The sequence below is a fragment of the Trichocoleus sp. FACHB-40 genome, assembly GCF_014695915.1.
Lineage (GTDB): Bacteria > Cyanobacteriota > Cyanobacteriia > Cyanobacteriales > FACHB-T130 > Funiculus > Funiculus sociatus.
In genome coordinates this window covers 57,349-71,189 of sequence record NZ_JACJPF010000078.1, presented here as the reverse complement: position 1 = coordinate 71,189, position 13,841 = coordinate 57,349, and the positions used below count along the sequence as shown (strand labels likewise).

Annotated in this window: 12 protein-coding genes and 1 pseudogene; 4 read left to right on the top strand and 9 right to left on the bottom strand. The window is 46.2% G+C overall.

What is annotated here, in order from left to right:
• Nucleotides 1-346: 346 nt before the first annotated feature.
• Nucleotides 347-484, bottom strand: coding sequence for a hypothetical protein (locus H6F63_RS18485; protein WP_190638977.1), 138 nt, complete (start codon nt 482-484; stop codon nt 347-349).
• A 76-nt stretch (nt 485-560) separates the two neighbouring features.
• Between H6F63_RS18485 and H6F63_RS18480 the strand changes: the two genes are divergently transcribed.
• Both H6F63_RS18480 and H6F63_RS18475 read left to right on the top strand, forming a co-directional pair.
• Nucleotides 561-803, top strand: coding sequence for a NifU family protein (locus tag H6F63_RS18480; protein WP_190424801.1), 243 nt, complete (start codon nt 561-563; stop codon nt 801-803).
• An 80-nt stretch (nt 804-883) separates the two neighbouring features.
• Nucleotides 884-3,115: a glycoside hydrolase gene (locus H6F63_RS18475; protein ID WP_190638976.1), complete on the top strand. Its 2,232-nt coding sequence runs from the start codon at nt 884-886 to the stop codon at nt 3,113-3,115.
• A 498-nt stretch (nt 3,116-3,613) separates the two neighbouring features.
• Here the strand turns inward: H6F63_RS18475 and H6F63_RS18470 are convergent, their stop codons facing one another.
• The 4 genes and pseudogenes from H6F63_RS18470 to H6F63_RS18455 form a co-directional block, all read right to left on the bottom strand.
• On the bottom strand, nt 3,614-4,075 hold the full coding sequence (locus tag H6F63_RS18470; protein WP_190638975.1) for a DUF4383 domain-containing protein: 462 nt from the start codon (nt 4,073-4,075) through the stop codon (nt 3,614-3,616).
• Nucleotides 4,076-4,555: 480 nt separating this feature from the next.
• The gene (locus tag H6F63_RS18465; RefSeq protein ID WP_190638974.1) at nt 4,556-5,227 is read right to left on the bottom strand and encodes a GNAT family N-acetyltransferase; all 672 of its coding nucleotides are present in this window, start codon (nt 5,225-5,227) and stop codon (nt 4,556-4,558) included.
• A gap of 473 nt (nt 5,228-5,700) precedes the next feature.
• Nucleotides 5,701-7,071 (bottom strand): annotated as a pseudogene (locus H6F63_RS18460) (aminopeptidase P family protein); the annotation flags it as partial.
• Nucleotides 7,072-7,236: 165 nt separating this feature from the next.
• Complete coding sequence (locus H6F63_RS18455) at nt 7,237-7,668, bottom strand: NUDIX hydrolase (protein ID WP_190638995.1); 432 nt, start codon at nt 7,666-7,668, stop codon at nt 7,237-7,239.
• A 211-nt stretch (nt 7,669-7,879) separates the two neighbouring features.
• Here H6F63_RS18455 and malQ point away from each other — a divergent pair, with 211 nt between their 5' ends.
• On the top strand, nt 7,880-9,388 hold the full coding sequence (malQ, locus tag H6F63_RS18450) for a 4-alpha-glucanotransferase (protein ID WP_190638973.1): 1,509 nt from the start codon (nt 7,880-7,882) through the stop codon (nt 9,386-9,388).
• A gap of 71 nt (nt 9,389-9,459) precedes the next feature.
• On the opposite strand, the gene H6F63_RS18445 is transcribed toward malQ, so the two are convergent.
• A complete protein-coding gene (locus H6F63_RS18445) occupies nt 9,460-10,260 on the bottom strand; it encodes a RodZ domain-containing protein (protein ID WP_190638972.1) in 801 nt (266 codons plus the stop codon).
• Nucleotides 10,257-11,042, bottom strand: a complete 786-nt coding sequence (locus tag H6F63_RS18440) for a pseudouridine synthase (protein ID WP_190638971.1) — start codon at nt 11,040-11,042, stop codon at nt 10,257-10,259. The genes H6F63_RS18445 and H6F63_RS18440 overlap by 4 nt, the downstream gene beginning before the upstream one ends.
• 165 nt (nt 11,043-11,207) lie before the next feature.
• Between H6F63_RS18440 and H6F63_RS18435 the strand changes: the two genes are divergently transcribed.
• Entirely contained in the window at nt 11,208-11,927 is a 720-nt protein-coding gene (locus H6F63_RS18435; protein ID WP_190638970.1) for a DUF2993 domain-containing protein, read from the top strand.
• Between the two features lie 185 nt (nt 11,928-12,112).
• Here H6F63_RS18435 and H6F63_RS18430 read toward each other — a convergent pair whose 3' ends face one another.
• The gene (locus H6F63_RS18430) at nt 12,113-12,985 is read right to left on the bottom strand and encodes a phosphatidate cytidylyltransferase (protein WP_190638969.1); all 873 of its coding nucleotides are present in this window, start codon (nt 12,983-12,985) and stop codon (nt 12,113-12,115) included.
• Nucleotides 12,986-13,238: 253 nt separating this feature from the next.
• Nucleotides 13,239-13,841: a precorrin-6Y C5,15-methyltransferase subunit CbiT gene (gene cbiT / locus H6F63_RS18425; RefSeq protein ID WP_190444164.1), complete on the bottom strand. Its 603-nt coding sequence runs from the start codon at nt 13,839-13,841 to the stop codon at nt 13,239-13,241.

The following is a 13,841-nucleotide window of genomic DNA, read 5'->3' as shown; positions in this document are numbered from 1 at the left end:
CAAGGTAAGCGAGGGCGGATATTAATGTATCATTTTTTACCCGCTTATAACGGTAATTACGCTCAGGCAGCGGTATCTGCGATCGCGTAGAACTGTGAAATCGGTAGTTTTTCAGCCAGCCTCCCTGTAAAGTTTGTTTTCCTTTTATTAAGGTAATCTATCTTTAGGGGGATGACTTAAGCCAAATGGCGTAGCGGACAAAAACTTAATCAAAGTTTTACACTAGCTTTAAAGTTAATAGCTCACTATTATCTACATCGCCGCAGAGATCGCGCCTCAATGGCAACGCCGATATAGGTGACAATCAAGGATTTTTTGTGATTCCAGCTTCTGCGATCGCAGATAATTAGACAATAGGGCTAAGAACGAGAAGACTCATTCTGGAAAGCTTCTGCTCATCACCCTTAGCTGACAATAGTTCTGAGATACTTGCGATCGCTCTTGACAAGGGTAACAATGCCCACCCTACATGAATCGCTGTCATCGGTTTTTTATCCTTGTGTAGACTAGGATCGAGATAGTTGCGATCGCACTCTCAGATTCCATAAGGTAAACAGACCATGACACAAACACTGGCACTAACTCCGGAAAACGTCGAACAAGTTTTAGATGAACTGCGCCCTTACTTAATTTCTGACGGCGGTAACGTGGAACTGGTAGACATCGACGGGCCAGTTGTTAAACTGCGGCTTCAGGGAGCTTGTGGCTCTTGCCCCAGCTCTACCATGACCCTGAGAATGGGTATTGAACGCCGCTTGCGCGAATTTATCCCAGAAATTGCCGAAGTTGAGCAAATCATGTAAAAGGTGATAGGTAATAGGTAATAGGTAATAGGCAGAAAAAACTCCCATTACCTATTACTCATTACCCATTACCTATATCTATGCCTCATCCCCTATACATCGCTTTCATCTGGCATCAGCATCAGCCGTTATACAAAAGTCGCACAGTTCAACAGTATCGTTTGCCTTGGGTGCGTCTGCATGGGACGAAAGATTATCTGGATTTAGTCCTGCTCTTGGAACGTTATCCCAAGCTGCATCAAACTGTGAATCTCGTTCCATCATTGATTTTGCAGATAGAAGATTATGTTGCAGGGACTGCAATAGATCCTTACTTGGCAGCATCTTTGACACCAGAGGAAGAACTGAGCGAAGAACAAAAAAGATTTATTATTGAACATTTTTTTGATGCCAATCACCACACTCTGATTGATCCTCATCCCCGCTACGGAGAGCTTTACCATCAACGTCAGGAAAAAGGGCAAAATTGGTGTTGGGAAAATTGGAATTTGTCAGATTACAGCGATTTGCTGGCTTGGCATAATTTGGCGTGGATTGATCCCCTGTTTTGGGATGATCCAGACATTGAAGGTTGGTTGAAGCAGGGGAGAAATTTTAGTTTAGGCGATCGCCAGCGCATTTACTCCAAACAGCGCGAAATCTTGAGCCGCATCATCCCTCAACACAAAAAGATGCAGGAATCTGGGCAACTGGAAGTAACAACCACGCCCTACACTCACCCGATTTTACCCTTACTGAGCGATACCAACTCCGGACGGGTGGCGGTGCCTAATATGACCTTGCCCAGGCAGCGGTTTCAGTGGGCGGAAGATATTCCCAGGCATTTACAAAAATCCTGGGATATGTATATAGACAGATTTGGACAGGAACCTCGCGGTTTATGGCCTTCAGAACAGTCGGTCAGTCCGGATATTTTGCCCTACATTGCCAAGCAGGGGTTTAATTGGATATGTTCCGATGAAGCGGTACTCGGTTGGTCGCTGAAGCAATTTTTCCATCGCGACGGTGCGGGGAACGTGTATGAACCGGAGTTACTGTATCAACCTTATCGCCTACAAACTGAGTCCGGCGATTTGTCGATCGTGTTTCGGGATCACAGATTATCAGATTTGATCGGCTTCACCTACGGGGCGATGGAACCGCGCCGCGCTGCTGCGGACTTGGTGGGACATTTGGAAGCGATCGCGCGAAGTCTCAAACACCGTCAGCCTGGAGGCGGTACAGCCCTGGAACAGCCAAGGCTCGTCACCATTGCCCTTGACGGCGAAAATTGCTGGGAACACTACTACCTAGACGGCAAACCCTTCCTAGAAGCTCTTTATCAAACCCTCTCCCAGCACGAAGAACTGAAACTGGTAACAGTTTCCGAATACCTAGACCAGTTCCCCGCCACAGAAACCATCCCCGTCCAACAGCTGCACAGTGGCTCTTGGGTAGATGGTAGCTTCACCACCTGGATAGGCGACCCAGCCAAAAATCGCGCCTGGGATTTGCTAGAGGCGGCGCGAGAAGTCTTAGCTAAGCATCCAGAAGCAACTGAGGAAAACAATCCCGAAGTTTGGGAAGCGCTATATGCCGCAGAAGGTTCCGACTGGTTCTGGTGGTTTGGCGAAGGTCATTCCTCCAACCAAGATGCCATGTTCGACCAGTTGTTCCGCGAACATTTGTGTGCAATCTACCAAGCTTTGAATGAGCCAGTACCGCCTAACGTGCGCCAACCCGTGGAAGTCCACGAAGCGCAAGGCGACCATCGACCACAAGGGTTTATTCATCCGATCATCAATGGACTCGCTGACGAACAAGACTGGGATCGCGCCGGTCGCATCGAAGTCGGCGGATCGCGGGGTACGATGCACAAGAGTAGCGCGGTTCAGCGTCTCTGGTATGGGGTAGATCACCTCAATTTCTATTTACGGTTGGATTTCCAAGCAGGTCTTCAACCGGGTAAAGGTTTTCCCCCGAAGTTACATTTGCTGTGGTACTACCACAACCGCACAATGCACAACAGTCCGATTCCTCTAGCGAATATCCCGGATGAAGCGCCTTTAAACTATCTGTTTCACCATCATTTAGGAATTAACTTGCTGACTCAATCAATTGAGTTTCAGGAAGCTGGGGAAAATCATCAGTGGCATCCTCGTTTTAGCCGCGCTCAAGTGGCTTTTGATAAGTGCTTAGAGGTGGCAGTTCCTTGGGCAGATTTGCAAATAGAACCAGATTATCCGCTGCGGCTGATAATGGTTCTGGCTGATGGGGAACAGTTCTCTAGTTATTTGCCGGAAAATGCTTTGATTCCAATTGAGGCTCCGTAAGGAAAAAGGTAAAAACGCCTGACGATTAAAGTCGTAGCTAAACAAACTAAGCTTAGAGCAGGCTTAGTTTGTTTAACTCCAGGTATAACCCAAGGAAGTGTTACAAATATGTTTTTTGACTAAATAGTTAAGCGAAATTCATGTCTGTTAATCAATAAGTTCGGGCACTAGTTAATTTGTAAAAATAGAATTTATTGATATTTATAATCTTGCATTAAATCCTGCATTAGAACGCCAATTGTTATCAACAACAGCATTCAAACACTTTATCTAATTACAATTGATATTTATAATCTTGCATTAAATCCTGCATTAGAACGCCAATTGTTATCAACAACAGCATTCAAACACTTTATCTAATTACATTTGAAGCTTACAGAAAACCAGAATACTTCGCCTGAGTTAAAAGCATACTGGTTTTCTGTAAGGCAATTAGCGAGCGCGCTAAACTCAATCTGATTAGACAATCGATAGGCTATATTTAAACGCTACTCTTTTTTAGCCCTGGCCAGGAGTATTGGTCGGCTGTCCCGTGCTTATCTCCAATAAATCTGGTTTAACAAGGAAACCAAAGTACACTGCGATCGCTGCGGTGACTGCATGAAGCCAGACATCGTTGCCAAAGATTGGGATTAAGCCCAATGTTGACTGGGTAGCAGGAATAAGCCCCATTACAGTTAGCAGCCCATAGAATATTCCGAGGAGTCCACTATACAGGCGAGAACTGTCTAACGAGATGGATGCAAGAATTCCCAGAATTCCCACGGTTAGATGAACAATATTGTGTAAGACATTGATAGGGAATAATCCCAGTAAGTAACCGTATCCAGTTGTGAATCCAAGGTTAGCCATATCAGGTGTAACTGTAGGCTCTTTGACAAACGCTGGAATAAATCCCATTACACCACAAAGAAAAAAGAAAATGCCGACAATCAAGGCGAATTTTTGCCCTGCTTTCATAACTAAACTCCCTACATATTTGATTTCACTTTAGACTGTATTCCTTAATCATTTGAGTTTCCTAAGGGAGAGGTATTGAATATGCCTAGAGAAAGGTTTCGTGTTAAAGACGAGCGTAACTTACACTACAACTGAAGCCAATTTAGACTACCAATTTGAATCAAACACAAGAATTTAACCCTCTTTCCGGAATCGGAAAGGGAAAAGCCCCTACAGAAGAGTACGAGATGGGCCAGAATTTATCGTACCCAATTGCGTGCGATACAAATATTCTTAGGGACACGGCAATGCCGTGTCCCTACAGTGTCATCTATGCAACTGAGAATTGCTATATTTGCAAAAACCGGATGCTGGCAAGGTATTTAGCGCATTTAACCTAAAATATTATGTTGATTCTGAAGCCGTTTCGGGGAAATAAAGCGATTCCAGCTTTTTTAACCTCTATTTTGGTATAGACACGCTACGACAATTATTCTATTTCTAACTTTGATACCGCATGACCGTCCAAGAAATTCTAGCCAGCTTGCTGTCGATTTTGAAAATGTTAAAACTTGCCTGAAGCGGCGATGATAACTCATGCCAAGGAACTATTACGAAGCCGAGTTGGGAATAAAATTGCACCAATTTAGGTTTACATACTAAATAAAGGGGTTGGACAGCTTCCTGAACAAGACGCTTCACTAAACAAGAACCCAATTGCTGACTGCGCCAGACTGGTGTAACAAACAGGTAATAAAGCATTGAGTGTGTAGTGGAGGAGTGTAATTCCCCACAGGCTACTAAGGTTCCATTGCATTCAATTACCCAGAAACGCGACCAATTTACTAAGGCATAGGTAAAAATAGATAACAAAAACAAAATAATCCCAAAGGTTAATACAACTAGGGAAATAAAAAGGAAAATAATTGTTGCTTCTAAAATAAATTTGATTAAAATAAAGTATTTAAGTAAAATCCATAGCTTGATATTTATAATAAAAAAGAAACCGAGCAGAAGCAGAATCAGGAAATTTAAAAGTATAATTCTTAAGTCAAATGCTAATGCTTCAGATGTAGTGAATTGAAGTAATAATTTCTGAATTAACCATTTTTCGCTTTCACGGGCTGGTCGAATAATACACCCTAGTGGCAATGAAGGAGGTTGCTCAGTCATTTACAAATTTTGTATGATTAGGGCAATATTACCAGCACAAGAGCCGTTGCCACCTTAAAATAAATATGAAATTTATGGTGATCGCGATCGCACTCCTAAGCTGTCAACAGCATTTAATCTTCATAAATCTAAACTTGAGTAAAGTTGTCCATTGTTACGGAAAGTTATTAAAACCTTGTCAGGTTCTAACAACTTTCCAACTCTTAAACGCCTTCAACCAGTTGTAAAGTGCAAATCATCCCATCCGGATATTTCGCCAGTGCCTTTTGTTTGGCGAGTTTATGATCTTCATCCAGAAAATATTCGCCGCTATCTGATTCAATAGCAACAAACCAGCCGGCATAATCTTTAATCAGTTGGGGGCGGACTTCTTCAAAAACTGAGCGACAACGCTTAATAAAAGCAGGAATACTATTATTTGAAATCACATTTATTTGCTGCCGCCTCTCCACCCCTAAGCGTGATTCTTGTTTAACTAGCTCCTCAATTGTATCTACATTTGTTGGCAAAGCTGCTGTTAAGACTTCGCTGCATGATTCGGTAATTAAAACATCATCTTCAATGCGAATTCCCCGCACGTCCGCAAACTGAGAAAGGCGATCCCAATCCACCACATCTTGATATTTTGAACGCATTTCTATATCGTTCAAAATTGCCGGAACTTGATAGAATCCCGGCTCGATTGTGACTAACATTCCAGCACTCAAGGGGCGATTTAGACGCAGATAGCCCAAGCCAAAGCGATCGCTTCTAACTCTTTGCTCCTCATACCCCGCCAAATCCCCCAAATCTTCCATATCGTGGACATCCAAACCCACCAGATGACCGATTCCGTGGGGGAAAAACAGCGCGTGAGCATCCATTTCCACCAAATCTTCAGCCTTACCTCGTAAAATGCCCAAATCCACCAAACCTTGGGCAATTACAGTTGCAGCAAGTAGATGAATATCCAGATACTCTACACCTGGGCGAATCTTGGCAATGCAAGCATCGTGAGCCGCCAGCACCACATTGTAAATATCTTTTTGGGTAGAAGAAAATTTACCAGAAACAGGCCAAGTGCGGGTCACATCAGCAGCCCAACCCATTGATGTCTCAGCACCCACATCCGCCAGCAGCAAATCTCCCGGTTGCAGCGAGTGGTGATACTGCTCATTGTGTAAAACTTCCCCGTGAACAGTGACAATACTGGGGTAAGAGCAGGTCATATTGTGGGAGATGATCGCAGCCTCCATCGCCGCCCGCACCCCTGCCTCAATTTTGGCTTTGGGTGTAGCCATCATCCCAGCTTTGTGAGCTTCCACAGTCACAGCAGCAGCCTCTCGCAACTCGGAAATTGCGCCAGCGTCGTGATTCAGGCGCAGTTTGATAATTGCTCGTGCCAACTCAAGATCAATGCCCTGAGATGATTTTGCTGGTGCTAGTGCGCGGTTAAGTAAATGAGATTGTGCTTGTTGGGTAGCAGCATCCTGCACAGAGATAGTAGCAGCACCAGTCGAGCGTGACTTCAATTGTGCGATCGCGAAAACTCCATCTGCCCCTATAGCTTTAGCGATTTCCTCACGTTTAGGCACTTCCCCATGCCAGAGGGCGCTATCTGACGAAGCATCATCCATGAAAAGTTCCAATTTCCCGGCTTCCAGACGAATTGCGGCATTTTCCAGGGGTAGCCCAGCAAAATAGAGAAAATGACTGCTGGCGCGAAACGGGAAAGTATTTGCCGGATAATTGCGGGAACTACTGCGCCCAGACCAGAGAATTACCGGAAAATCAATTAGCTCAGCTAATCGCGATCGCCTCCTCAATAGGGTAGCGGCGAGGTCTGATGTGGGGTGGAGTTGCATACCTACTAGGGGCCAATTTAGAAAATATTCCTTCTGCTTAAAGTTTAACGTTACAGCAAAACACGTCTGGGGTTGCATCCCCAGATTCGGATTTTCGAGCGATCGCATATACCAAATCCGTCTGTTTGTCTCCTTACCCCGGACGGGGTTGGGGGTGGAGTGGCACTAAGACAAACCCGGTCGTATTCCATAATGGCGATAACGCCAATATTCGCGCAGAATTTTGTCGTGATCGAAACAAAGTTCCGTCGGAATCCGCCAAGATTCAAAAATCCCCACCGCCTTAGCATCATCAGCCGCTTTAGGTTCGCCCGTCGCCGTAGCAATAAAGACAACGCTCATCGTGTGCTGACGCGGATCACGATTGGGATCGGAATACACGTGGAATTGTTCAACTAACTCCACCTTTAAGGAAACCTCTTCTGACGCTTCTCGCCGCGCCGCCGCTTCAGCAGATTCTCCGTAATCAATAAAGCCGCCCGGAATTGCCCATCCATAAGGAGGATTTTGGCGCAAAATCAATATAATCGGGCGATGCGGTCGGTCAACCAGCTCAATAATGATATCTACAGTTGGAGAAGGATTGCGGTGAGTCATGTTGATATTTTGCCCCAAAAATGAATTGCCTACATTTTGCACCTGTTTGATGATGACAGGCGGGATACCCCTAGGGTAAGTCAAGGCACTGGGAAAAAAAAATTGCCCATCCCGTAAACTATTTATCTGTAATCCTGCCTACGGATGGGTTTCAAACGCTGACCTACCGTGATAATGTCAAAACGTTTGCGTACTCTCCATCAGGTTATTTATGCCGTTTCCCAGATCAAGTGGCATTTTGCTGCACCCCACCTCCCTTCCCAGTCGATTTGGCATTGGCGATTTAGGCTTAGAAGCTTATCGTTTTATGGATTTTTTGGTGGAGAGTTACCAGCAATTTTGGCAGGTTTTACCACTAGGCCCAACTGGATATGGTAATTCTCCATATATGTGCTATTCAGCGTTGGCGGGAAATCCGCTGCTGATTAGTCCAGAAAAGCTGCGCGACGCTGGTTTACTAACTGACGACGACTTTGCCGGATTGCCAGAATTTCCCCTAGATAATGTAGATTTTGAAAAAGCGATCGCCACCAAGATGCCTTTGCTTGCCAAAGCCTGCGAAAACTTTAAAGCCAAAGCTTCCCCGCTTCAGCAAAGGGAATTTGCGGGTTTTTGCGAGACTAAGGCTAATTGGCTCGATGACTACGCTTTATTTATGGCGCTTCGCGAGGCACACGAGCAATCCAGCTGGTATACTTGGGAGCCGGAAATTGCCAAACGTCAACCTGAAGCTTTGGAGCAGTGGCGGCAGCGGCTAAACAATGAGATTTTTTACCACAAATACTTGCAGTTTGAGTTTTTCCGCCAGTGGTCTGAACTGAAGAACTATGCCAACCTGCGCGGTATTGATATTATTGGCGATATCCCGATTTATGTAGCTCACGATAGCGCCGATGTTTGGTCGCATTCAGAAATCTTTTGCTTGGATGAAGAAACGGGGGAAGCGGCGCTAATGGCAGGTGTCCCGCCGGATTACTTCAGCGCGACAGGTCAGTTGTGGGGCAACCCAGTGTATAACTGGGAGCAATTGGAGAAGCAAAACTTTAAATGGTGGGTGCAGCGCTTTGAGTCGTTGCTGGATTATGTGGACATCATTCGGATTGACCACTTCCGGGGGTTTCAAGCTTATTGGGCGGTGAAGGCGGGTGAAGAAACTGCCCTGAATGGGGAGTGGATTGAAGCGCCTGGAGATGCTTTCTTTGAAGTTCTTAATGAGAAGTTAGGCAAGCTACCCATTCTTGCTGAGGATTTGGGTGTGATTACAGAAGAGGTAGAGGCGCTGCGAGACAAATTTGAATTTCCGGGGATGAAAATTTTGCAGTTTGCCTTTGGTTCTGATGCAGGCAATGGCTTTTTGCCATTTAACTATCCGCGCAACTGCTTAGTTTATACTGGCACCCACGACAATGACACTACGGTGGGTTGGTTCTATCAATTGTCAGATTATGAAAGGGAGAGGGTGCTGCGTTATTTAGGTTGCATTAGTCCCGAAGGCATCCACTGGGATTTCATCCGGCTAGCGATGAGTTCTGTGGCAAATCAGGCGATTATTCCCTTTCAGGATATTTTGGGATTGGGCAACGATGCCAGAATGAATTTTCCCAGTAAAGCTGAGGGAAATTGGGGGTGGCAGTATCGGTCAGAGGCGGTGAATAATGAAGTAAGCGATCGCTTGAAATCGCTTACTGAACTTTTTGGTCGCGCTCCTATTAAAGACTGACGAGTTTTATTAAGCACGAGTTGGTCTGGCTTTGGAGCTTTGAGTTTTAAATAAACTCAAAACTCCAAATCTCAAGACTTGGAATTGGCGGCAAAGGTTACTTCCCGAACTTTACCGGGATCTCCCAGTTTCTTTGCCTTTTCATCGTTAACAGCGATGAGGACAGCACCCGCATTTCCTGCTCTGACAATTAATTTTTCCTCCGCCACCCAAGTGCGCTGAGTACCTTGGGGGAGCGTTCCTTCAAACTGCGTCTTGCCATCTACTACCACCCGAATCCAAGAATCGGATTTTACGGTAACACCAACACGTACTGGCTTACCGTTTTGACTGGAACTGCTCAAGACAGCGGGGATCAGCGGCCCTGACTTTTGTTCTGGCGAATTTATCTGGACTACTTTGTCAACTCCTCCCTGCTGCTCTATTGAACGCCGGAAGGATTCGCTATTACTACTCACTTCTAAGGCAGAACGATTTACGAAGTAGGACAAGCCATTCACCGCGCCAATTACCAAAAACACATACAGCAAGTAAAGATGAATCGGTCGCAGCTGAGCTGATGGCAAACGCTGCCAGGTAGGCTTAATGAACTGGAAAACAGGCCCTGTGGGGAAGTCGCGGGAGAATTCGGCACCGTTCATTCCCAGCGCCTCAGCATACCGCTTGATAAACCCCTTAATATAGACAGGTTCTGGCAATATTGCCCAATGACTTTCTTCAATTGCCCTCAGCAGACGAACCTGAATCCGGGTCTTTTCCCCAACCTCCTCTAGGGAAAGCGACTGCTCCTGGCGGAACTGGCGGAGGTGAGACCCAAGCTCTTTCAGCTTCTCGACTTGTTGCTGCTGAACATTGAGTGGATTCTCCTTCATACACGGCGCTCCTTGATGTCTGCTGGCACTTCTATTGATGTTAAGTTGACTTGGTTTCTGAGAAAAGTAATTTCAAAATCTTCTAAAAGACGATAAGTACCAGGGAACATTGACTTTCCTTTCCGTTCTAAATGAATCGGACCTATCGCGATCCGATGGAGATGGATGACAGGATAGCCTAGTTGCTCGGCAATACGTCTAATCTGGCGGTTTCTCCCCTCTGTCAGAACGACTTCCAGCAGGGTTTGAGAATCCCGCTTTTCCAGTACCCGAACAGGTGCAGGTAAAGTCTTTTGCCCAGACAGAATAACACCCTGACGCCACTTGTCAAGTACGCTCTCTGGAGGATGACCCTGAATCCAAACCTGATATGTTTTCGGCAGGTGATAGCGAGGATGGGTCAAACGCAGCGTCATTTCACCGTCATTGGTGAGCAGCAATGCTCCTGTAGACTCAGCATCTAAGCGTCCTACAGGGTGTAGACCTTTACCTTCTCGCAGGTGCAGAGGCAATAAATCGAGAACGGTGCGACGATTTTGGGGATCGCGGCAAGTAGAAACGACCCCGGCGGGTTTGTAAAGTAGAAAATACAGCATCCCAGGACGACTGGGGGGAACTATAATGCCATCTACTTCGATGCGGTCTTGTTCTGGATTCGCTGTTTGCCCCAGATGAACCACAGTACCATTAAGCCGCACGCGCCCTTCGACAATCATTTTCTCTGCTTGGCGGCGTGAGGCAATACCCCTTTGGGAAAGAATTTTTTGTAGCCTTTCGGCCATAGGTAAGATTTATGCACTGACTGGGTAAGGGTTTAGGGTAAAGCCAGCCGAGGCGATGCCCCGGTAGACTATTTTGGATTTTGGATCTGGGATTTAGAATAAATCGCCTTTTCTTCAATCTAAAATCGACCACTGGCTATACTATGTACAAATATTACAGGAAGAATGCCATTGATTACTAAGCAGCAAAGCCGGATTATTAGCTCTGTGTTGTCCCCGGCTTGCCGGGTGTGGTTGCGATCGCAAGTATCTGCGATTGGTGATCTGAGCGTCAAAATTTCCGGGGGCGATCGCCAAATCCTCTCTGGTTATATTCCCAAAGTAGCGATCTCTGCCAGCCGTGCCATCTATCAAGGGCTGCATCTGTCTCAAATTCACCTAGTCGGAGAAAACATTCGCATCAATCTGGGTCAAGTTCTCAAAGGAAAGCCCTTGCGCCTTCTCGAACCAATCCCAGTTTCTGGTGAGCTTTTGTTAGAACAAGCAGACCTGAAAGCTTCTCTTGATGCACCCTTATTAGCCACGGCTTTAAATGATTTACTGGGGACTCTGCTCTTGGCGGCTTTTCATATGCACCCAGCTGATATCTTAGAAGACCAGCAAATCAATTGGCAACAAATTACTATTGAGCCTGAGTGTCTGATTCTCAGTGGTACCCTTACAGACGCTACTAATTACACCAAGCCTTTCGTGCTTCGTACCGATCTCCAGTTAGCCAGTCCCCATGAACTGTTACTGGTTAACCCTTGTATCGAGATCCAGGAAAAATTGGTGCAAGCTGAGGAAGGATTCAAAATAGATTTGGGCAAAGAAGTCGATATTCAGGAATTAACTTTGAGTCAAGGTCGCCTGGTTTGTCGCGGCGGCATTACTGTAATTCCTTAATTGGGGATTGGGGATTGGGGATTGGGGATTGGGGATTGGGGATTGGGGATTGGGAATTGGGGATTGGGAATTGGGGATGGGGAATTGGCAAGAATCTTACCCAGTCCCTAGTCCCTAGTCCCTAGTCCCTAGTCCCTAGTCCCTAGTCCCTAGTTCCTAGTCCCCAGTCCCCAGTCCCCAGTCCCCTACTTCTCCAGCACAGGTAACAGCAGGGTGACGAAATAGTAAACCAAAGGCGCGGTGAAAACGTAACTATCGGCCCGATCTAAAATGCCGCCGTGACCGGGAATTAGTTGCCCGGAGTCCTTTACGCCAGCATCTCGCTTCATCATCGACTCAGTTAAGTCTCCTAGTAGACTGGCAATACCAATCAGCAGCCCCAAGGCGAAACCACTCAGCTGCCAAACGGGCCACTCAAGATACCAAGACCCAGCTACCGCCACTGCTACGCTGCCGATTACTCCAAAAACAGCACCTTCGACAGTTTTTTTCGGGCTAATGTCGGAGAGGCGGGTGCGACCAAAGAACTTGCCGAAGATGTAAGCACCAATATCAGCTGCCCAAATGCAGCCAAATGCCAGTAGCGTTGCTGTCAAGCCTAGGGGGAGAGTGCTGATTTGGTGCCAATCAGCACTCAGGGAGCCATTGAAGGGTTCGGCGTTGGCGATGGCGGGGGCGAGTCCAACGCGCAGCCGCACCCAGTAGCTGGGCAGGTAGCCGCCGTAGAATAAACCTAAAATTGAGGCAGAAATATCGGCAATTGTGGCAAGTTTGGGCTGAAATAGCAGGTAAAAACAAATTAAGGTTCCTGCTAGGGAAAACATGGCATCTGTCAGCTCCGGTGCAAGTGCGGCTGTGAGTAACAAAACCTGACTTACTACCAATGTGGTTTTGGCGGCTGGGGCAATGCCTTTGGCTCGCGTTAACTGAAAATACTCTAACTGACCGAGATAAATGATGATACACAGACCAGCTGTAAAGAACCATCCTCCAAAGAGCAGCATGGAGAGGGCCAAGGCGATCGCTACTATTCCACTAAAAATTCGAGACCAAGGCATAAGGTGCGTTCTCTCTTGACCCCAGCGAGGAGGTTAATAGAAATTTAATAAGATTAAGAATTACTTTTGCACACTTTAGCCTATCCGCAGCGGATTTGGGCGATTGGTGCTGGCAATTCTTACCCTTATTTATCTTTGTGAAAGCGATCGCTTTGTTCTGACTAAAAATTTAATCCTTTCTGCTATGGATCTTAACGATAATTCTTCAGTCCTAACTTGCCTTTGAATATTGCCATTAGTCGCCTGAAAATCTTTAATCCAACTTTTCCCCGCTGAGAATAAAAATTGGATCGACTGCGGCAAAGGTTTGATGAACCCCTCGCGTTTCCAGACGGTTAACAGCCGACTGAACTACCTCGATATTCCGGGCTTGTAACTCTGCGAAACCTTCGGAGATGGCATAGAGGCTTTCTAGATTAGCAGCTGTGGCAACTACTCTGCCTTCGGGTTGCAAGTATTGCCAGACTACTTTCAAGATGTCTTTAATCGGTTGTCCGCCTTCAATGCAAACCCGGTGGGGTGGAACTGGTAAATTTTTTAGACACTCTGGGGCGCTACCTTCGATAATTTCCACATTGTGGACTCCGAAGCGATCGCAGTTGCGACGAATCAAATTCGCCACGTCCTCATCTCTTTCTATAGCCACAATTTTACCTTTAGGACACAGCAAACCAGTTTCCACTGGGATCGTTCCGGTGCCTGCACCAATATCCCACAACACAGAATCTTGTTTAAGTCTGAGGAGGGACAACAAAAGCAACCGCACCTCTCGTTTACTCAGGGGTATCCCTGGCAACCTCTCGAACAGGTCGTCGGGAATACCAGGAGTAACATAAGGCCAGATTGGAGAGGGCAT

Coding starts and splice junctions, on each gene's coding strand:
- H6F63_RS18465 (WP_190638974.1), bottom strand. CDS start 5,227: ATGACTGAGCAACCTCCTTCATTGCCACTAGGGTGTATTATTCGACCA.
- H6F63_RS18435 (WP_190638970.1), top strand. CDS start 11,208: ATGCCATTGATTACTAAGCAGCAAAGCCGGATTATTAGCTCTGTGTTG.
- H6F63_RS18430 (WP_190638969.1), bottom strand. CDS start 12,985: ATGCCTTGGTCTCGAATTTTTAGTGGAATAGTAGCGATCGCCTTGGCC.
- H6F63_RS18445 (WP_190638972.1), bottom strand. CDS start 10,260: ATGAAGGAGAATCCACTCAATGTTCAGCAGCAACAAGTCGAGAAGCTG.
- cbiT (WP_190444164.1), bottom strand. CDS start 13,841: ATGCCCTCTCCAATCTGGCCTTATGTTACTCCTGGTATTCCCGACGAC.
- H6F63_RS18485 (WP_190638977.1), bottom strand. CDS start 484: ATGACAGCGATTCATGTAGGGTGGGCATTGTTACCCTTGTCAAGAGCG.
- H6F63_RS18470 (WP_190638975.1), bottom strand. CDS start 4,075: ATGAAAGCAGGGCAAAAATTCGCCTTGATTGTCGGCATTTTCTTTTTT.
- H6F63_RS18475 (WP_190638976.1), top strand. CDS start 884: ATGCCTCATCCCCTATACATCGCTTTCATCTGGCATCAGCATCAGCCG.
- H6F63_RS18455 (WP_190638995.1), bottom strand. CDS start 7,668: ATGACTCACCGCAATCCTTCTCCAACTGTAGATATCATTATTGAGCTG.
- malQ (WP_190638973.1), top strand. CDS start 7,880: ATGCCGTTTCCCAGATCAAGTGGCATTTTGCTGCACCCCACCTCCCTT.
- H6F63_RS18480 (WP_190424801.1), top strand. CDS start 561: ATGACACAAACACTGGCACTAACTCCGGAAAACGTCGAACAAGTTTTA.
- H6F63_RS18440 (WP_190638971.1), bottom strand. CDS start 11,042: ATGGCCGAAAGGCTACAAAAAATTCTTTCCCAAAGGGGTATTGCCTCA.